The organism is Sphingomonas sp. (assembly GCF_029239295.1).
Taxonomy (GTDB): Bacteria; Pseudomonadota; Alphaproteobacteria; order Sphingomonadales; family Sphingomonadaceae; genus Sphingomonas.
This window is the reverse complement of the sequence record NZ_JAQZBC010000008.1, coordinates 58,148-75,799: the sequence shown is the minus strand read 5'-3', so window position 1 is coordinate 75,799 and position 17,652 is coordinate 58,148. Positions and strand designations below refer to the sequence as shown.

The following is a 17,652-nucleotide window of genomic DNA, read 5'->3' as shown; positions in this document are numbered from 1 at the left end:
TTCTTCGAAGAAGAAGGGCAGGGGCTTCGACAGGCTCGGCCCGAACGGGATCATTGATCCTGGTTCGCAGACGTCGCCAGTAGGAGCATCTGGCGCGCGGTGCAAACAGGCCCTATCCCGCCGGGCATGAGGATCGCTTTTATCGGCACCGGCGTCATGGGTGCGCCCATGGCCGGGCATCTGGCTAGCGCCGGTCACCAGGTCACCGTTTACAACCGGACACGGGCAAAGGCGGAGGCGACGGGGCTGACCGTGGCCGATACGCCGGCCGCCGCCGCTGCCGGCGCCGATGCGGTGATCACCTGCGTCGGCAATGACGACGATCTCGCCGCCGTCACCTTGGGTCCCGATGGGGCGTTCGCCGCGATGGGCGATGACGCCGTATTCATCGACCACACGACCGTCTCTGCCAACATCGCCCGCCGTCTGGCGGCGACACGACCGCTCAGCGTCGATGCACCGGTGTCGGGCGGCCAGGCAGGCGCCGAAAAGGGCCAATTGTCGATCATGTGCGGCGCCAGCGAGGCCGCTTTCGACCGCGCCCGCCCCGTAATGGAGGCATACGCGGCCCGGATCGTCCATGTCGGCGCGCCCGGCGCGGGGCAGCAGGCGAAGATGGTCAACCAGATCTGCATCGCCGGGGTGCTGCAGGGCTTGTCCGAGGCGCTGCGTTTCGCCCAGGCGAGCGAGCTTGATCTCGACAAGGTGTTCGAGGCGATCTCCGGCGGCGCGGCGCAAAGCTGGCAGATGGTGAACCGCTGGCCGACGATGGCCCGCGACGAATTCGACTTCGGCTTCGCGGTCGACTGGATGCGCAAGGATCTTGGCCTTGCGCTCGACGAAGCGAAGCGGAACGGGGCGGTGCTGCCGGTGGCGGCACTCGTGGATCAATTCTACGCCGAGGTACAGAAAATGGGTGGTGGCAGGCAGGATACGAGTGCGCTGATGCGGAGGCTGCCGCGATGAAGCGCGCCCTTCTCCTGCTCGCAACGGCCATCATGGCGGTTCCGGCAAGCGCCGACGGCATCGTCGACAACGTCAACGGCATCGCGCCGACCGCCGACGGCAAGGTCGTTCGCTTCAAGGCGCTGCTGATCGACCAGCAGGGCCGCGTCACCCGGCTGGTGCCCCCGGGCGAGGAACCGCCCAAGCTCAGCCGCCGCGAGCTGAAGAAGAACGCCGGCAAGCCGCTGTACGACTGGCGCATCGACATGGGCGGCAAGACCGTGCTGCCCGGCTTCATCGACGCGCATGGCCATGTCATGGGCCTGGGTTTCGGTGCCTTGTCGCTCGACCTGTCGGGCGCTCGCTCGCTGGATGAGGCGAAAGCGATGGTCGCCGCCTATGCGCAGGCCAATCCCAACCGCAAGTGGATCACGGGGCGTGGCTGGAACCAGGAGGCCTGGGGCCTCGGCCGTTTCCCCACTGCGGCGGATCTTGACCAGGTCGTCGGCGATCGTGCCGTGTGGCTGGAGCGTGCCGATGGCCACGCCGGCTGGGCGAACAGCGCCGCGATGCGTGAGGCCAATGTCACCGCTTCTACCGCGTCTCCGGCAGGTGGCCGGATCGAGAAGAGCGGCAACGCTCCCGCCGGCGTCTTCGTCGATGCGGCGATGCAGCTGATCGAGCGCGCGGTGCCGCAGCCACTGCCGAAGGAGCGCGACGCTGCGTTTCTCGAGGCGCAGCAGGCGCTTCTTGCCAATGGCATCACCGCGGTTGCCGATATGGGCACGACCATCGACGACTGGCTCAGCTACCGGCGTATGGCGGATATCGGCGCCATGCGCGTCCGGATCATGAGCTATGCGGCGGGCGTCGAGACGGCGAGCAAGATCGGCGGCAAGGGGCCGACGCCCTGGTTGTACGACGATCACCTGCGTCTCGGCGGGGTGAAGATCTATCTCGACGGCGCGCTTGGTTCGCGCGGCGCCGCGCTGAAAGCGCCCTATGCGGACGCCGCCGGGGAGAAGGGGCTCAGTTTCCTGTCCGATACGCAGCTGCAGAACCAGATGAGCCGCGCGGCAATGGATAACTTCCAGCTGGCTGTGCACGCGATCGGCGACAAGGCCAATTCTCAGGTACTCGATGCTATTCAGGTGCTGAACGCGACCTATGGCGGCGATCGTCGCTGGCGGATCGAACATGCCCAGATCGTCGATCCGACCGATCTCAAGAGCTTTGGCAAATACGGTACGATCGCCTCGATGCAGCCGACGCACCAGACGGGCGACCGCACCATGGCCGAGGCGCGGCTGGGGCCGACGCGACTGTCGGGCGCCTATGCCTGGAAATCGGTGCTGGATAACGGCGGCAAGCTGGCGTTCGGGTCCGACTTCCCGGTCGAGAAGCCCGATCCCTGGGCCGGCTGGGCCGCGGCCTTCACGCGGCAGGACGCCAATGGCCAGCCGCCCGGCGGGTGGCACCCGGAAGAAGCGGTGTCGCGCGAACAGGCATGGTGGGCGTTCACTGGCGGCGCGGCCTATGCCGGTTTTGCCGAAAAGAACTTCGGCAATCTGGCGCCGGGGCAGAAAGCCGACTTCATCGTGGTGGACCGCGATCCACTGTCGGTCGATGCGATGGGCCTGCGCAACATCAAGGTCGAACAGACCTGGGTTGGTGGCGAAAAGGTGTTTGATCGCGCGAAGGGCGTGAAGACGCCCGCCAAGTAAGCGCCGAATGGCGGCCAGCCGACGGCGGGCACCATATGGTGCCCGCCGTCGTCCTGCCGGAACCAAGCGGGTTTACGGCTCGCTGCGCAGATCGCCGCTATTGGCAGCGAAGCCGGGCGCGGGGCCGGTGGCCGGGCGCAGCGCCTCGCGTTCCGACGCGGGTACCGGCGCGGTCGGATCCGGACGAAAATGATCCGGCGCACGCTCGTTCGGGCCCGGATGGTGATCGCCCTCCAGATCCGGGGCGGGGTGGCCGTCCTTCGGGGTAAAGAACCGGTCGAACAGGCCAAAATGGATCGCGCTGGCGAGGCCGGTAGCGATCGCGCCGATCGCAGTGGCAGCGCCGATAGCTACATTGCGCTGGTGATGATCGGCCTTGAAGCGGCCGCTGCTGTCGCGTTTCTGGGTCATGCCCGTTCAACACCCGTGCCAAGCGGTGCGTTCCCCATCGGCACTGCCCGTGGCCGAGGGTGACGCGCTACATGGTTCAAAAACCGGCTGATCGGCCCTAGATCGCACGTGATGCAAGGTTCCTACGGCCCGCCTGACCGGTTCAACGAAGAGAAAGCGACATTCGCGATCCGCGGCAGCGACCAGCCCGATTTGGAGGCTGGCGTGGCGGCGATCCGCAATGTCGTTCGCACGTTGCCGTCGCGGCCGGGGGTGTACCGAATGCAGGATGCGCGCGGCGACGTGCTGTACGTCGGCAAGGCGCGCGCGCTGAAGAACCGCGTCACCAACTATACCCAGATCAACAACCTGTCGAAGCGGCTCCAGCGGATGGTGTCGCAGACGCGGTCGATGACGATCGTCACGACCAATAACGAGGCCGAGGCGCTGCTGCTCGAGGCGCAGCTGATCAAGCGCTATCGTCCGCCGTACAACGTGCTGCTGCGCGACGATAAGAGCTTCCCGTTCATCCTGCTGCGCGCCGATCACGAGTTTCCGCGCATCCAGAAGCATCGCGGCGCGCGCCGGGCAAAGGGTGATTACTACGGCCCGTTCGCTAGCGCCGGCAGCGTCAACAACACGCTGAACGCGCTGCAGAAACTGTTCCTGCTGCGAAGCTGTACCGACGGCTTCTTCAAGACGCGCGACCGGCCATGCCTGCTGTACCAGATCAAGCGCTGCTCCGCGCCGTGCGTCGGGCGGATCGACAAGGCCGGCTATGACGAGCTGGTCGCCGATTCGAAGAAGTTCCTGGCCGGCAAGGCGACCGACGTACAGGCGAAGCTTGGCGCTCAGATGGAAGCGGCGGCGGCGGCAATGGATTTCGAGCTTGCCGCCGTGCTGCGTGACCGGCTGCGCGCGCTCACCTTCATCCAGGGCTCGCAGTTCATCAACGCCGAGGGGGTGGGGGATGCGGACATCTTCGCGCTCGCCAGCCATGAGGGCGTGATCGGCATCCAGGCGTTCTTCATCCGCGGCGGGCAGAATTGGGGCCACCGCAGCTTCTTCCCGTCGCATACCGCCGACGTGACAGAGGACGAGGTGATGACCCAGTTCCTCATGCAATTCTACGAGGAGGTGCCACCGGTGAAGGCGGTGCTGGTCGATCGCGTATTGCCCGAGGCGGAACTGCTGGCCGAGGCGCTGACCACGCAGGCGGGGCGCAAGGTGTCGATCGAGGTGCCGCAGCGGGGCACGCGCAAGCGGCTGATGGAACAGGCCTGCCGCAATGCCACGGAGGCGCTGGAGCGCCGGCTGGCGGAAAGCACCACGCAGGCCAAGCTCAACCGCGAGGTGGCGGACCTGTTCGGCCTCGCCGAGCCGCCGCAGCGTATCGAAGTGTACGACAACAGCCATATCCAGGGCACCAATGCCGTTGGCGCGATGGTGGTCGCGGGCCCGGAAGGCTTCCGCAAGGGCCAGTATCGCAAGTTCAACATCAAGCAGGCGGCGACCGATGACGATTTCGCCATGATGCGCGAAGTGCTCACCCGCCGCTTCGCCCGTGCGATCGAGGAGGATCCCGATCGCGACGGCGATACCTGGCCTGATCTGGTGCTGCTCGACGGCGGCCGGGGTCAACTGAATGCGGCAAAGGCAGTGCTCGAGGATCTCGGCATCGAGGACATCTGCCTGGTCGGTGTCGCCAAGGGCCCGCATCACGGCCGTGAGGGGCGCGAAGTGTTCCACCTGATGGACGGGCGCGAACTGACGCTGCCGGTGAATTCGCCGGTGCTGTTCTACCTCCAGCGGCTACGCGACGAGGTGCACCGCTTCGTTATCGGCGCGCACCGCGACAAGCGTGCGAAGGCGATGGGCGCGAGCCCGCTGGACGAAGTCCCCGGCATCGGTCCCGCCCGAAAGAAGGCGCTGTTGATGCATTTCGGCACCGCGCGAGCAGTGCGCAATGCCAGCCTGGCGGATCTGCAGAAGGCACCGGGCGTCAGTGCCGGCGTCGCGCAGCAGGTGTACGACTTCTACCACGCCAAATGACCGGCGCGGAACGCGCGTGGCCGCTGACCCGTTGATGTGGGAAGGAGACCAACATGCCCAATCCCGCTCAGACCGACCCGCTCGCCAAGACGGACGCCGACGGCAATCCGCTCGATGAAGATGCGAAGCTCGACATTGCGCTTGAAGGATCGATGCTGACGTCGGAACCGCCGCAGATGGCCGAGCCGAAGACGGCGGCTGAGGAAAAGGCCGAGAAGAACGCCGGCCATTGATGCGACGCTCAGGGGCTACATCAGCCCCTTGGCGCGCAGGCTGACATGGCCGCTGGTGCCGATGATCAGGTGATCGTGCACCGCAATGCCCAGCCCTTTTCCGGCATCGACGATCGCTCGTGTGATCTCGATGTCGGCACGGCTGGGGGATGGGTCGCCCGACGGGTGGTTGTGCACCAGGATGATCGCTGCGGACCCCAGGTCGATCGCGCGGCGGATGACCTCGCGCACATGGACCTGCGCCTGATCGATCGACCCTTCGCTCATCACCTCGTCACGGATCAGCATGTTGCGGCTGTTGAGATGAAGCACGCGCACCCGCTCGATCACGTGATGCGCCATGTCGGCGTGGAGGTAATCCAGCAGCGCCTGCCAGTTTCCCAGCATCGGCCGTGCCGCGGCCTCGGTCTGAAGCAGGCGCAGCGCCGCCGCCTGCGCGATCTTGATCGCGGCAGCGCTGGTCTCTCCCATGCCGGAAACCCGCGTGAGGGCTACGGAGTCAGCTGTCAGGAGCCCGCCGATCCCACCGAACTCCCGCAGCAGCGCCTTCGCGAGCGGCTTGGTGTCCCGCCGCGGGATCGCGAGTGCCAGCAGATATTCGATCAGCTCATGGTCGAGCAACGCCTCCCCGCCGCCGGCCAGCAAGCGGCTGCGCAGCCGGGCACGGTGGCCGTGATTGTCTGATGCGGCGGGTTCGTCGTCGGCCATGGTTGCGGAGGCTAAGCTGCGCGGCAGGGCCATGCAATCGCGCGGCGGCGGCGCTGATCTCGGCTGGCACTGCGATGGCCGACCGCGCGGTGCGGTGCCGCTTCCAACCGCGATGATCAATCCGTAGAGGTGCGGTTTGTTCGCGGATCGAGAAGGGGCAAGGTGACAGCCGAGGGGGCCGGGAGGACACGCCGTCGCACGATCGCGCGATTGCTGCTTGTCCTCCTGTTTTTGCTGCTGCTGGGCGTCGCCGCGCTATGGCTGTCGCGCGTGCCGATCGCGTCGGGGGTGATCGACCGCACCTTTGCCGCCAGCAATGTCCCGGCGAGCTACCGGATCGACAATCTGGGGCTTCGCCGCCAGCGTCTGACCAATGTGGTGATCGGTGATCCCGCGAACCCCGATCTGGTCGCGGACTGGATCGAGACTCGTCTGTCGGTCAGCGGCGGCCGTCCGCAACTCGATTCGGTCCGCGCGGGACGGATGCGTCTTCGCGGCAGGTTGGTCGACGGGCGCCTGTCGCTTGGTGCGATCGACCGGCTGATGCCGGCACCTTCGGGTCAGCCATTTGCCTTGCCCGCGCTCGGCCTTGAGGTTGCCGATGCCAGGATGCGGCTCGAAACGCCGCTGGGTGTCATCGGGGTGCGTTTGTCAGGGCGGGGTCGGCTGAACGAAAACTTTCGCGGCACGCTGGCGGCGGTCGCGCCGTCGATGAAGCTTGCCGACTGCCGCGTCCAACGACCGACTGCTTTCATGGCGGTTGAGGTGCGGGATGCCGCGCCGAAACTGTCCGGGCCGCTGCGCGCCGTGGCGGTGTCCTGTGGCGGTGTTCAGGTCAGCGCGCCCGCCGCGCGCCTGGACGTTGGCCTGAACGCCGCACTCACGCACTGGGATGGTGCCGCGTCGCTTCAGACGCAGGCGGTGGCGGCGAGCGGTGCCAAGGTGGCAACGCTCGGCGGCCAGATCAACTTCGCGGGCGACGCCGCGCGCACCCAGGGGCGCGCCCAGTTCCGCGGCGAGCGCGTAAGCGTAGCCGGCATCAGCAGCCGCTTGGCCGGCTTTGCTGGGACCTGGCGCCTGGCTGCCGGGCGCGCCATCCTTGCCGGACGCTTTGACGGGCAAGGGGTAGCGCTGGCTCCGTCGTTGCGGGGCCAACTCGCCGCCGGCGGCAATGCTGCGGCCGGCACACCACTCGCCCCGCTCGCGACGGCCGCGGGGAACGCGCTGGCGCGGGCCGGGTCGGACTTCTCACTGGCCGGGGAGGCGGCAGTGGGCACTGCCGTCGGTCGTCCACTCGCCAGCGTGCGCGAACTGACAATCCGAGCCGCAACCGGGGCCACCTTTGCGTTCGGAGAGGGCGGGGAGGTGGTGATCGGTGACCCGGCCGGCCTTCGCGCCAACGGTACGCTGCGCGTCGGCGGCGGCGGCCTGCCCGAGGGAACGGTGCAGGTCGCGCAACGACATGCAGGCGGCCCGATCACGGGCGGCGCAACCATTGCCCCCTATGCGGCGGGCGGCGCACGCCTTGAACTGACACCGGCGCGATTCAGCGCTGCACCCGATGGCCGGACAACCCTGCAGACCATCGCAACCTTGTCTGGCCCGCTCAGCGGCGGGGCGGTCGAGGAATTGCGCATCCCGCTGTCCGCCGCGCTCGATCAGCGCGGCGCGATCGCTCTAAACCGCTCCTGCACGGACGCAGCGTTCACTCGGCTGACGCTGTCGGGCCTTACGCTGCGCAATATGCGCGTTTCGCTATGTCCGCTCGACGGCGCCATGTTCCGCATGGGGCGCGATGGTGTCGGCGGGGGCATCGCCGTCTCGGAGCCGCGGCTGACCGGCACGCTGGGGGGATCGCCGCTTCAGGCACGCGCCCGCCGCGCCGAGTGGCGCCATGCGGGCGCCTCGTTCGCGCTCGACGGCGTCGAGACATGGATCGGAAGGGCCGATGCGCAAACGAAGCTGGATTTCGGGACGCTGGTCGGGCGGGTTGCGTCGGGCGATATCCTCGGCACCTTCGCCGGCGGGTCGGGACGGATCGGCGCCGTGCCGCTCAGGCTGGCGGATGCGGCGGGTCGCTGGCGGTTCCGTGACTCGGTGCTGACGCTCGACGGCGACTTGTCGGTCAGCGACACGGCTGACAGCGCGCGTTTCCGCCCGCTCGCCGCGCGCGCCGTCACGCTCCGGCTCGCGAACAACGTCATCACTGCCGATGGCACGTTGTTCGAGCCAGCGAAGAACGTGAAGGTCGCGGATGTGGCGATCCGCCATCTGTTGTCCAGCGGACGCGGTACGGCGCGGCTGGGCGTTACCGGGATCACCTTTGGCGACGGTTTCCAGCCGGAGGAGCTGACCCCACTGACCTTTGGCGTCATCGCGGATGTCCGGGGCAGCGTGCGCGGCACCGGCGACATCAGCTGGTCACCCGATGGGGTGACATCGACGGGGCTGTTCTCCACCGACAAGCTCGATCTTGCCGCCGCCTTCGGTCCGGTCTCGGGAATCAAGGGCGATCTTCGCTTTACCGATCTTCTCGCCCTGGAATCGGCGCCGAATCAGAAAGCCACCGTGGCGGAGATCAACCCCGGGGTCGCCGTCACGGATGGCACCGTCGATTATCAGCTGCTGCGCGATCTGCGCGTAAAGGTGAACGGCGCGGTCTGGCCGTTCGCGTCGGGCATCCTCACCCTGCAGCCCACGCTGCTTGATTTCTCCTCACCGCAGGAGCGCCGCATGACGTTCCTGATCGAGCGGATGGAGGCGCGGCACTTCCTGCAGAAGTTCGATTTCAAGAATCTCGATGCCACCGGCGTCGCCGATGGCGTGCTGCCGATGATCTTCGACCAGAGCGGCGGCCGGATCGAAAACGGCCGGCTGGTAATGCGCGAGGGCGGCGGCAGCATCGCCTATCTGGGCGAACTGACCGAAGAGGATCTCGGCACCTGGGGCAACATCGCGTTCCAGGCGCTCCGTTCGCTGCGCTACCGCAACCTGGAGCTGGTGATGAACGGCCCTCTCGCCGGGGAGATGGTGACCGAGGTCAAGTTCGCCGGGATCAGCCAGGGGGAGGGCGCAAAGTCGAACTTCCTCGTTCGCCGCCTGCAGAAGCTGCCGTTCGTGTTCAACATCCGCATCACCGCGCCATTCCGCGGCTTGATCGATTCGGTTGCCAGCTTCTACGATCCCAAACGGCTGATCGACCGTAATCTGCCCGCCCTCATCGAAGAACAGAACCGCCGCGTTCAGCCGCCGGCGGTCACGTTACCCGCCGCCCCGCCGTCCAACACTCAGCCTCCAGCCATTCAGCCCTCCGCAAGCGAGATGATGCCATGAACGAAACGTTGAACATTGGTGGAGGGCGCACGATCTCTGCCGTGCTGAAAGGGAAGGTCTTGACCGGATTGGTGCTGGCAACCGGAGCGTGCGTAAACGTCTCTGCGCCGGACAAGCCGATCGTCATCAACCTGAACATCAGTGTGACGCAGGAGGTGGTGTACCGCCTCGACAGCGAAGCCAAATCGCTGATCAAGCAGAACCCGGGGATCTTTTGAGATGACGAAGAAGGTAATGTGGATGGTTGCGGGGGCGCTGGCGCTCACCGGCGTATCGACCGTTGCCTTTGCGCAGCGTGATCCCGCTTATGCGGCAGCGCGCGCGGCGGGGCAGGTTGGCGAGCAGCCCGACGGCTATCTCGGCGTGGTCGGTGCCGGCAGCGCGGAGCTGCGCGCGCTGGTCAATGCGATCAACATCCAGCGCAAGGCTGCCTATACCCAGAAGGCGCAGGCATCGGGCGCGACGGTGGAGCAATTGGCGTTCACCAGCGGGTGCAACCTGATCCAGCAGACCCAGTCGGGCGAGAAGTACCGCACGCCGGACGGCACGTGGGAGACTCGTGGCGCCGGGGCGCCGACCCGCGATCCGCGCTGCATCTGAGTCGCGCCGAAAAGCACCGCCAAACGGGGTGATAAGGTGCTGACGCCGGCGGGCGAGGGGGTGTGCAACGGTTGACACCCCCCGACCCCCCGGCTAACCGGACGGCGCCTTGGCGGGCTCGCCACTTGGCTTCTTGGCGCCTGCCCAACGAATATTGGGGAGCGCGCGAATGGTCGAAAACGAGCCCGGACCAGACTCCCTCGGCACCGATGCACGTCTCACCTCGCTCGACGAGCGGTTGAAGGCGGCACAGGCGGACGAGGCGAGCCGGACAAAGGCGGGCAAGGTGGAATCCGACGGCGGCTATCGCCTCGGCAACCGCGTGCTCGCCGAATTGACCGGGGGGATGGTCGGCGGCGCGCTAATCGGTTGGGTGATCGACCGATTTGCGGGCACGCAGCCCTGGGGTCTGCTCGTGATGCTCGCCCTCGGGACGATCGCTGCGTTCAGAAACATCATTCGGATTTCGACCAAGCGCCCGAAGTGACGATCGGGCGCTTTCGTTAGGGAAATACAGGCGTGGCGGAAGGCGGCGGCAAGATCGATCCGATGCACCAGTTTCTGGTGGAGCCGTTGTTCGGCACCCAGAACTGGCAGATTGCCGGATACAATATTGCCTTTACGAACTCGGCCATGTGGATGGCCGTGGCAACGGTCGTACTGATCGGCTTCATGTCGCTCGGTACGAAGGGCAAGGTTGTGCCGACGCGCGGCCAGATGATGGTCGAGGGCGCGGTGCGCTTCATCGACAACATGCTGGCACAGAACATCGGGCCCGAAGGGAAGCGCTACGTTCCCTACGTCTTCTCGCTGTTCATGTTCATCCTGTTCGCCAACGTCCTCGGCCTGCTGCCGCTCGGCGTGATCGGCGTTCACCCCTTCACCTTCACCAGCCACTTCACGATCACCGGGATCCTCGCGATCCTGTCGTTCGCGATCGTGCTGGTGGTTGGTTTCTATCGTCACGGACTTCACTTCTTCAGCCTGTTCGTGCCGCACGGTACGCCGTGGTGGTTGCTGCCGGTGATCCCGCTGATCGAGTTCGTCTCATTCATGGTGCGTCCCTTCAGCCTCGGCCTGCGACTGTTCGTCGCGATGACCGCCGGGCACATCCTTCTGAAGGTGCTGGCCGGGTTCGTCGTCAACGCCGGTAACGCCGGGCTCGGCGTCGGCCTGTTGGTCGGCATCCCCAGCTTCGGCCTGATGGTCGGCATCTCGGCGCTCGAACTGCTCGTCGCCGGCATCCAGGCTTATGTTTTTGCGCTGTTGACCTCGCTGTATCTCAACGATGCGGTCAACCTGCACTAAGTTTTCACCCGTTTTTTCCAACCTTTTGATCTTGATAGGGAGTTACTAAAATGGACGCAGAAGCCGCAAAGCTGCTCGGCGCCGGTCTCGCGGCCGTTGGTGCTGGTCTCGCCTCGCTCGGCGTGGGCAACGTGTTCGGCAAGTTCCTCGAGGGCGCGCTGCGCAACCCGGGTGCGGCTGACGCACAGCAGGGCCGTCTGTTCATCGGCTTCGCCGGTGCGGAACTTCTCGGTCTGCTGTCGTTCGTCGTGGCGATGATCCTGGTGTTCGTCGCCTAACATGATCCTTGACGGGGCCGGCGTTTAGCCGGCCCTGTTCAGGCAGGATTTTCGATGCCTCAGATTTCCCAACTTGCCGCGACATGGGCGTCCCAGCTCTTCTGGCTGGTGATTACCTTTGGCATCGTCTTTTTCGTCGTGGGCCGCGGTATGCTGCCCAAGGTGCAGAAGACGATCGATTCGCGTGACCGCTCGATCGCCGCTGATCTCGCTGCCGCTTCGGCCGCGCGTGACGCTGCCGATAAGGTGGAGGCCGACTGGCGCATTCGCGACCAGGCCAATCGCGAAAAGGCGCAGGCGCTCGTCGCCGAGGCGCGCCAGGCTGCTGCCAAGGCGACCGAGGAACGGCTGTCGATCGCTGCTGCCGATCAGGCGCAGCAGATTGCCGCAGCTGAGGCAGATATCAAGGCGGCCACTGACCGCGCTCTGGGCGAGATCGAGACAATCGCCGCCGAGGCAGCGCAGGACATCGTGGCGCGCGTGTCCGGCATTCAGGTGTCGACCGACGAAGCGAGGGGCGCTGTGAAGGCGTCGATGGCGAATGGCTGAGTTCATCATCCTGACCGCCGCCACCGGCGGATCTGCCCAGGTCGCCGAAAACCTCGCCCATGCGGCAGAGGCTGAAGGCATGACCGCCGAGGGTACCGAGGCGCTCAGCACCTCGATTGCCGAGGGCGGCCCCGACCATCACGTCGATCCGTCGCTGTTCGGCTTCGCCAATGGCACGGTGATCGTGTCGCTGGCGATGCTGGTGCTCATCATCATCATGCTGGTGAAGAAGGTGCCGGCCATGCTGATGGGCGGGCTTGATCGCCAGATCGCTGGCATCCGTCAGCAGCTTGAGGAGGCCAAGACGCTCCGCGCTGAGGCTGAGGCGCTGCGCGACGAATATGCCCGCAAGATCGCCGATGCGGAGAAGTCCGCCGCTGACATGGCCGCGCAGGCCAGTCACGAGGCGGAGGCGATCGTCGCTCAGGCGCGTGTCGATGCGGACGAGCTGGTCGGTCGTCGCGCGAAGATGGCGCAGGACAAGATCGCCGCCGCGGAGCGTTCAGCGATCAATGAGGTGCGCGCGCGCGCCGCAACGGCCGCGGCGGAGGCAGCAGCCACGCTGATTGCCGACCGGCACGGCCCTGACGCTGATCGCACGTTGATCAACCGCACGATTGCCGGGATCGGTCGCCCGAACTGAGCGATCTCCCGCATTGGACAGGCAAGCGGCCGCATCCCCTGGATGCGGCCGTTTTGCTATGTGGCACTTTGCCTCTTCTCGGCACGAAGATCATCATTCAGCCACAGCACCTGCACCAGAACGAATGCGGCAACCGTTAGCGGCCCGCCCAGCAGCACGCCGATCGGCCCAAACAGCCCGCCGAACAGGAAGATGGCGAACAGCGTCACGGCCGGCGGGATCGAGACCGATTTACGCATGACCAGCGGCTCCAGGATATTCCCCTCCGACTGCTGCACGACAAAGTAGAAGCCAGCCGTCAGCGCGGCGGTTTCCAGCCCCATGGTCAGCGCGATCAGCACACCGGGGATCGCCGCTGCGATCGGGCCGATCAACGGCACGAACTCCAGCAACCCGGCGATCAGCCCCAGCGCAAAGGCGGACGGCACGCCGATGATCCACAGGCCGACGCCCGTAACGACGCCGACGAGCAGCATCAGGAAGATCTGGCCCAGCAGCCACGCGCGCAGTGAATCGCCTGTCTGGTCGAATGCGCGCGCGACGCGCTCCTTGGCACTGTCCGGCAGCAGCCGGAGCGCCCCGCGGCGGTAAGTGTCAGGCGACAGCGCCAGATACACACCCCCCAGAACCGCCAGCGCGAGCCCAGTCGCGGCGCTGGTGACCAAGCCGATCACCGTCTGTGCGATCGAGGCGATCGTCGCTCCCTCCGGCATGAAGCGCTCCACCAGATGTTCGACGCGCTCGGCTCCGACGGTATCGACCAGCGTATCCCACGCGCCCGGCAACATCGCCGTCAACTCGCTGACCTGGCTCGAGACCTCTTGGCCGAACAGCCCGATCGCGCCGATCACCAACGCCGCGATCAGCGCGGTGGCGAGGCTCAGCGCCACCCCATCGCCAACCGGAAGGATGCGCTGAAGCGCTTGCGCTGATGCGCGCAGGATAACCGCGGTAATGACCGCGGCGAACAGCAGCAGCACGGCGTCGTGCAGCTTCCAGATCAGGAGAGCGAAGGCGATCAGCGCGATCGCCACCGTCGTCTTCAGCGCGAATTGGGCGATTGCCTCGCGGTCGATCTGCATCGTCGATCTCATTCCGGCGCGACGACGCAGCAGCGGCCGAAACGATCGATCGGCAAGGGGGGCGTCAAGTTCATGATCGGTCAACGCGGCGGGCGGGCTGACGTTGCCACCGTCGTCTACGGGGTGGCTGAAGAACGCGGTGCCGGTATGATCGCCGCGATGCGCCGCCGCTCCGTCCTGATCCTTTCCGCCCTGGCGCTGCTTGTGCTGGCCTATCCGTTGGCCGCATTCGTCGGGAGTTTGCTGCCTAGCAACGCCAACTGGTCACCGCCGCCCACCGGCGTCACGCTCTACATCGAGTCAAATGGCCTCCATACCGGCATCATCATGCCGAAGGTGGCGGCGGGCGTGGACTGGCGATCGACCTTCCCGGCGCGCGATCTGCGGGATCCACGCTACGCAGCTTATGACCATGTGTCGGTGGGCTGGGGCGAGCGCGATTTCTATCTTCAAACGCCAACCTGGGCCGATCTCAGGCCCGGCGTGATCCTGGCGGCGGCGATCGGCAGCAACCGCACGCTCGTCCATGTCGACCATCTCCCCGCGCCAAAGCCCGGCGGTGACGTACGCCAGGTGGTCGTGCGCCCGGCCGAATATCGGCGATTAGCGGCCTTTATCCAGGCATCGCTGGTGCCAGACGGTACGCGGCAGCCCGGCTATTTGGGCAACGACGCCTTCTATCAGGCGCGTGGCCGCTATGACGCTTTCCACACCTGCAACGACTGGATCGGCGACGCACTTCGCTTTGCCGGTGTGCGGGTCGGCCGATGGACGCCATTCCCCGGCTCGGTGCTGCGCTGGTTCCCCCGGCACGACTGAGGAAGGCCCGGATTGTAGTCCCGAATTTTCGCGGTAAACGGTTACATGTTCTCGGAGGGGATTTTTCATGGCTTTCGCTCACGGCGCGACGACGAGTAACAGCGCCGATCCGTTGCCCGAAGATGGCGACGGCGCGCACGTCGACGCGCCGGATCTGCGCTGGTTTGTCTTTGCGCTGTTCTTCATCTTTGGCGGCATCACCAGCCTCAACGACATCGTGATGCCCAAGCTGCAGGAGCTGTTCACGCTCAGCCATGCGCAGGCGAACCTCGTCAATTCGGCCTTCTTCCTGGCCTATCTGCTGTTTTCGCTTCCTGCCGCCGCGATCGTTCGGCGCGCTGGTTACATGCGCACCGCATCGATCGGCCTCGTCACCATGACGGTCGGCTGCCTGTTGTTCATCCCGGCGTCGAGCTCGGCGACCTTTGGCATGTTTCTGCTCGCGCTATTCGTGCTCGGCGCAGGCATCACGGTGATCCAGGTCGTCGCAAACCCGCTAATCTCGCTGCTGGGTCCCGCGCGCACCGCGCACAGCCGTCTGACGTTTGCGCAGGCGTTCAACTCGCTCGGCACCACCATCTTCCCGCGGATCGGCTCCACGCTGATCCTTGGCGGCCTGGCCGGCGTCAGCGCCGCAACGCTCAGCGGCCCCGCGCTCGACGCCTATCGGATCGAGGCGTCGCGCACGATCGTCCATACCTATATCGGCCTGGCCGTCGCGTTGCTGGTGATCGCGGGCGTCGTCTGGACGCGGCGCAATCGGCTGCAGGAGGAGCAAGAGCAGACCGGCTCGATCTTCCACCCGCTGACGCTGCTGTCGCGTCCGCGCTTCGCGCTCGGCGTGATGTGCATCTTCCTCTACGTCGGCGCCGAAGTGGCGATCGGTTCCAACCTGGTGGTCTATCTGGCGCAGCCTGATGTCTGGAACGTGCCGCTGAACGTCGCGGGTAATTACGTCCCCTTCTATTGGGGCGGCGCATTGATCGGCCGGTTCATCGGCTCCGCTGTCCTGCGCGTGGTGTCGCCGGGGAAGGTATTGGCAGTCGCAGGTACGGCAGCAATCGCGCTGCTCGCCTTCTCGGCCAACAGCACCGGTACGGCAGCCGGATGGGCGCTGATCGCGGTCGGGCTCAGCAACTCGATCATGTTCCCCACCATCTTCAGCCTGGCCTCGGAAGGGCTCGGCAAGCGCGCGGCGGAAGGGTCGGGCGTGATCGCCACCGCGATCGTGGGCGGCGCGGTCATCCCGCCGCTGTACGGCACCGTGGCGGACGTATCGGGTAGCCTGGCGTTCGCGCTGGTCCTGCCGGTCGCTTGTTATGCTGTGATCACCGGCTTTGGCGTGTTTGCCCGCCGCCCGGCTGCGATCTGATCGCTTGGGGAGGGGCGCGGTGCGCTCCTCCCGAACGGGCTTGTGAATGGTGCGCTAGCATCGCGATCACGCAACAAAAAAGGCGTCCGGCCGATCCGCCGGGCGCCTTTTTCATGGTCGATGCAGCCCCACCCTTGCGTGGCGCCGCGTTGAGATACGCGTCAGCCCTGATGGTCCTCGCCGATGGGGTAGAACGCGGCACCGATCTGCCGACCTTCACCGCGAAGAATACCCCACGCGCGTGCCGCAGCGCGGCTGTCCATCGGCTCCACCCCGATGCCCCGCGCCTCAAGCGCTGCTGTGAGCGCCCGGGGAGGGCGGGCGAGTGTGGCGCCGGTCCCGATCAGGATGAACTCGGGCCCGTCCGCCAGGATCGGCCCCAGCGCCTCTTCTGACAGGTCGGCGAGCGCTGGCGGCGACCACTCGGTGGCGGCACGCACCGTCAGCAGCGCGGCGCGCAGCACGGTGGCCTCGTCGAGGCGAAATCCCGAGGCCGTGAAGCCGCGGACGATCGGGCCGCCGGCGTCACGGTCGCGGTTCATCTTCATGCGACGATCACTCGGCGCGCGGCTCGCGCGGGGCGATCCGCTCGGCATTCTCGATCCCGCCACCGCGCGGTGCGCGCTCGATGGTCGGGTCGGAGCGCAGGCCCAGCGTGATCAGCAGCGACGACGACACGTAGATCGACGAATAGGTGCCGACCACGATGCCCAGGATCATCGCCGCGGTGAAGCCGCGCAGCACATGTCCGCCCAGGAACAGCAGCGCGCCGAGCGCCAGCAGGATGGTGACCGACGTCATCACGGTACGCGGCAGCGTCTCGTTGACCGACAGGTTCACGATCTCGCGCATGTCCATCTTGCGATAGCGGCGCATGTTCTCGCGAATACGGTCGTCGATCACGATCTTGTCGTTGATCGAATAACCGACGATCGTCAGCACCGCCGCGACGATGTTGAGGTCGAATTCGAACTGGGTGAGCGCGAAGAAGCCGAGCGTCATCAGTAGATCGTGGACGATTGCCGCGATCGTCGAAACGCCGAACTGCCATTCGAAGCGGACGATCGCGAACAGGCCGATGCCCAGGATCGACAGCACGACGGCGAGCACGCCCTTGCGGATCAACTCGCCCGACACCTTGCCCGAAATGGTCGAATAGCGGTTGAACGTCGCGCCGGGGAATGCCTCGGCAATCGCGACTTCGACCTTCTTCACCGCCGCGTTGGTGGCGCCTTCGTCGGCGCCTTCCTGCACGGGCAGGCGGATGGTCAGCGTGCGCGGATCACCGAACTGCTGCAGCGATGCCTCGCCCAGGCCCTGGGCGTCCACCACGGCGCGCAGCTTGTCCAGATCGGGCGGCGTCGCGAAACGCTCCTCGATCATCAGGCCGCCTTCGAAATCGACGCCGAAGTTCAGGCCCTTGGTGAACGTCATGCCGATCGCCAGCACCGACAGGATCAGCGTCAGGCCGAACGCCCAGCCACGCAGGCGGACGAAATCAAAATTCGTGTCGTCGGGGACGAGTTTCAGCAGTTTCATAGTCTCAACCCGTCACCCCAGCCGCAGCTGGGGCCTCCTTGTTGCTAGTACGTGCCCCTGCGGCACGAGACCCCGGC

19 protein-coding genes are annotated in these 17,652 nt (G+C 66.2%); 14 read left to right on the top strand and 5 right to left on the bottom strand.

From position 1 onward, the window contains the following. Positions 1-126: 126 nt before the first annotated feature. Together K0S66_RS09865 and K0S66_RS09860 are read left to right on the top strand one after the other, a co-directional pair. Entirely contained in the window at positions 127-966 is an 840-nt protein-coding gene (locus K0S66_RS09865; RefSeq protein WP_301075192.1) for an NAD(P)-dependent oxidoreductase, read from the top strand. Then, on the top strand, positions 963-2,669 hold the full coding sequence (locus K0S66_RS09860) for an amidohydrolase family protein (protein WP_301075191.1): 1,707 nt from the start codon (positions 963-965) through the stop codon (positions 2,667-2,669). Before K0S66_RS09865 ends, K0S66_RS09860 begins: the two co-directional genes overlap by 4 nt. A gap of 72 nt (positions 2,670-2,741) precedes the next feature. Here the strand turns inward: K0S66_RS09860 and K0S66_RS09855 are convergent, their stop codons facing one another. After that, a complete protein-coding gene (locus K0S66_RS09855) occupies positions 2,742-3,080 on the bottom strand; it encodes a hypothetical protein (RefSeq protein WP_301075190.1) in 339 nt (112 codons plus the stop codon). Positions 3,081-3,191: 111 nt separating this feature from the next. Here K0S66_RS09855 and uvrC point away from each other — a divergent pair, with 111 nt between their 5' ends. Both uvrC and K0S66_RS09845 read left to right on the top strand, forming a co-directional pair. Beyond that, positions 3,192-5,111 carry an excinuclease ABC subunit UvrC gene (gene uvrC / locus K0S66_RS09850; protein WP_301075189.1) on the top strand — a complete coding sequence of 640 codons (1,920 nt, stop codon included), beginning with the start codon at positions 3,192-3,194 and terminating at the stop codon, positions 5,109-5,111. 53 nt (positions 5,112-5,164) lie between these two features. After that, positions 5,165-5,344, top strand: coding sequence for a hypothetical protein (locus tag K0S66_RS09845; protein WP_301075188.1), 180 nt, complete (start codon positions 5,165-5,167; stop codon positions 5,342-5,344). A gap of 15 nt (positions 5,345-5,359) precedes the next feature. Here the strand turns inward: K0S66_RS09845 and radC are convergent, their stop codons facing one another. Beyond that, on the bottom strand, positions 5,360-6,052 hold the full coding sequence (radC, locus tag K0S66_RS09840; RefSeq protein ID WP_301075186.1) for a DNA repair protein RadC: 693 nt from the start codon (positions 6,050-6,052) through the stop codon (positions 5,360-5,362). A gap of 210 nt (positions 6,053-6,262) precedes the next feature. Between radC and K0S66_RS09835 the strand changes: the two genes are divergently transcribed. The 8 genes from K0S66_RS09835 (at position 6,263) to K0S66_RS09800 (ending at position 12,763) form a co-directional block, all read left to right on the top strand. Beyond that, a complete protein-coding gene (locus tag K0S66_RS09835) occupies positions 6,263-9,385 on the top strand; it encodes a YdbH domain-containing protein (protein ID WP_301075185.1) in 3,123 nt (1,040 codons plus the stop codon). Beyond that, positions 9,382-9,603, top strand: a complete 222-nt coding sequence (locus K0S66_RS09830) for a YnbE family lipoprotein (protein WP_301075184.1) — start codon at positions 9,382-9,384, stop codon at positions 9,601-9,603. Before K0S66_RS09835 ends, K0S66_RS09830 begins: the two co-directional genes overlap by 4 nt. A gap of 1 nt (position 9,604) precedes the next feature. Further along, on the top strand, positions 9,605-9,985 hold the full coding sequence (locus K0S66_RS09825; protein ID WP_301075182.1) for a YdbL family protein: 381 nt from the start codon (positions 9,605-9,607) through the stop codon (positions 9,983-9,985). A 169-nt stretch (positions 9,986-10,154) separates the two neighbouring features. Next, positions 10,155-10,472: an AtpZ/AtpI family protein gene (locus tag K0S66_RS09820; protein ID WP_301075181.1), complete on the top strand. Its 318-nt coding sequence runs from the start codon at positions 10,155-10,157 to the stop codon at positions 10,470-10,472. Between the two features lie 32 nt (positions 10,473-10,504). Next, positions 10,505-11,293: a F0F1 ATP synthase subunit A gene (locus tag K0S66_RS09815; protein ID WP_301075180.1), complete on the top strand. Its 789-nt coding sequence runs from the start codon at positions 10,505-10,507 to the stop codon at positions 11,291-11,293. A gap of 50 nt (positions 11,294-11,343) precedes the next feature. After that, positions 11,344-11,571, top strand: a complete 228-nt coding sequence (locus K0S66_RS09810; protein WP_046409264.1) for a F0F1 ATP synthase subunit C — start codon at positions 11,344-11,346, stop codon at positions 11,569-11,571. A gap of 54 nt (positions 11,572-11,625) precedes the next feature. Then, a complete protein-coding gene (locus K0S66_RS09805) occupies positions 11,626-12,120 on the top strand; it encodes an ATPase (protein ID WP_301075179.1) in 495 nt (164 codons plus the stop codon). Further along, positions 12,113-12,763 carry a hypothetical protein gene (locus K0S66_RS09800; RefSeq protein ID WP_301075178.1) on the top strand — a complete coding sequence of 217 codons (651 nt, stop codon included), beginning with the start codon at positions 12,113-12,115 and terminating at the stop codon, positions 12,761-12,763. Before K0S66_RS09805 ends, K0S66_RS09800 begins: the two co-directional genes overlap by 8 nt. Positions 12,764-12,819: 56 nt before the next feature. Here the strand turns inward: K0S66_RS09800 and K0S66_RS09795 are convergent, their stop codons facing one another. Beyond that, positions 12,820-13,845 (bottom strand): AI-2E family transporter, encoded by a 1,026-nt coding sequence (locus tag K0S66_RS09795; RefSeq protein ID WP_301075177.1) that lies wholly within the window; start codon positions 13,843-13,845, stop codon positions 12,820-12,822. Positions 13,846-13,917: 72 nt separating this feature from the next. Here K0S66_RS09795 and K0S66_RS09790 point away from each other — a divergent pair, with 72 nt between their 5' ends. After that, positions 13,918-14,664: a TIGR02117 family protein gene (locus K0S66_RS09790; protein WP_301075176.1), complete on the top strand. Its 747-nt coding sequence runs from the start codon at positions 13,918-13,920 to the stop codon at positions 14,662-14,664. A 67-nt stretch (positions 14,665-14,731) separates the two neighbouring features. After that, on the top strand, positions 14,732-16,036 hold the full coding sequence (locus K0S66_RS09785) for a sugar MFS transporter (protein ID WP_301075175.1): 1,305 nt from the start codon (positions 14,732-14,734) through the stop codon (positions 16,034-16,036). A gap of 161 nt (positions 16,037-16,197) precedes the next feature. Here K0S66_RS09785 and K0S66_RS09780 read toward each other — a convergent pair whose 3' ends face one another. Beyond that, complete coding sequence (locus tag K0S66_RS09780; protein WP_366520809.1) at positions 16,198-16,584, bottom strand: Mth938-like domain-containing protein; 387 nt, start codon at positions 16,582-16,584, stop codon at positions 16,198-16,200. 7 nt (positions 16,585-16,591) lie between these two features. Further along, positions 16,592-17,575 carry a protein translocase subunit SecF gene (secF, locus tag K0S66_RS09775; protein ID WP_301075174.1) on the bottom strand — a complete coding sequence of 328 codons (984 nt, stop codon included), beginning with the start codon at positions 17,573-17,575 and terminating at the stop codon, positions 16,592-16,594. Positions 17,576-17,652 lie beyond the last annotated feature (77 nt).

Bases quoted from the DNA above. Each gene is read 5' to 3' on its own strand.
- K0S66_RS09865 (WP_301075192.1), top strand. From the start codon at position 127: ATGAGGATCGCTTTTATCGGCACCGGCGTCATGGGTGCGCCCATGGCC.
- K0S66_RS09860 (WP_301075191.1), top strand. From the start codon at position 963: ATGAAGCGCGCCCTTCTCCTGCTCGCAACGGCCATCATGGCGGTTCCG.
- K0S66_RS09855 (WP_301075190.1), bottom strand. From the start codon at position 3,080: ATGACCCAGAAACGCGACAGCAGCGGCCGCTTCAAGGCCGATCATCAC.
- uvrC (WP_301075189.1), top strand. From the start codon at position 3,192: ATGCAAGGTTCCTACGGCCCGCCTGACCGGTTCAACGAAGAGAAAGCG.
- K0S66_RS09845 (WP_301075188.1), top strand. From the start codon at position 5,165: ATGCCCAATCCCGCTCAGACCGACCCGCTCGCCAAGACGGACGCCGAC.
- radC (WP_301075186.1), bottom strand. From the start codon at position 6,052: ATGGCCGACGACGAACCCGCCGCATCAGACAATCACGGCCACCGTGCC.
- K0S66_RS09830 (WP_301075184.1), top strand. From the start codon at position 9,382: ATGAACGAAACGTTGAACATTGGTGGAGGGCGCACGATCTCTGCCGTG.
- K0S66_RS09825 (WP_301075182.1), top strand. From the start codon at position 9,605: ATGACGAAGAAGGTAATGTGGATGGTTGCGGGGGCGCTGGCGCTCACC.
- K0S66_RS09820 (WP_301075181.1), top strand. From the start codon at position 10,155: ATGGTCGAAAACGAGCCCGGACCAGACTCCCTCGGCACCGATGCACGT.
- K0S66_RS09810 (WP_046409264.1), top strand. From the start codon at position 11,344: ATGGACGCAGAAGCCGCAAAGCTGCTCGGCGCCGGTCTCGCGGCCGTT.
- K0S66_RS09805 (WP_301075179.1), top strand. From the start codon at position 11,626: ATGCCTCAGATTTCCCAACTTGCCGCGACATGGGCGTCCCAGCTCTTC.
- K0S66_RS09800 (WP_301075178.1), top strand. From the start codon at position 12,113: ATGGCTGAGTTCATCATCCTGACCGCCGCCACCGGCGGATCTGCCCAG.
- K0S66_RS09795 (WP_301075177.1), bottom strand. From the start codon at position 13,845: ATGCAGATCGACCGCGAGGCAATCGCCCAATTCGCGCTGAAGACGACG.
- K0S66_RS09790 (WP_301075176.1), top strand. From the start codon at position 13,918: ATGATCGGTCAACGCGGCGGGCGGGCTGACGTTGCCACCGTCGTCTAC.
- K0S66_RS09785 (WP_301075175.1), top strand. From the start codon at position 14,732: ATGGCTTTCGCTCACGGCGCGACGACGAGTAACAGCGCCGATCCGTTG.
- K0S66_RS09780 (WP_366520809.1), bottom strand. From the start codon at position 16,584: ATGAAGATGAACCGCGACCGTGACGCCGGCGGCCCGATCGTCCGCGGC.
- secF (WP_301075174.1), bottom strand. From the start codon at position 17,575: ATGAAACTGCTGAAACTCGTCCCCGACGACACGAATTTTGATTTCGTC.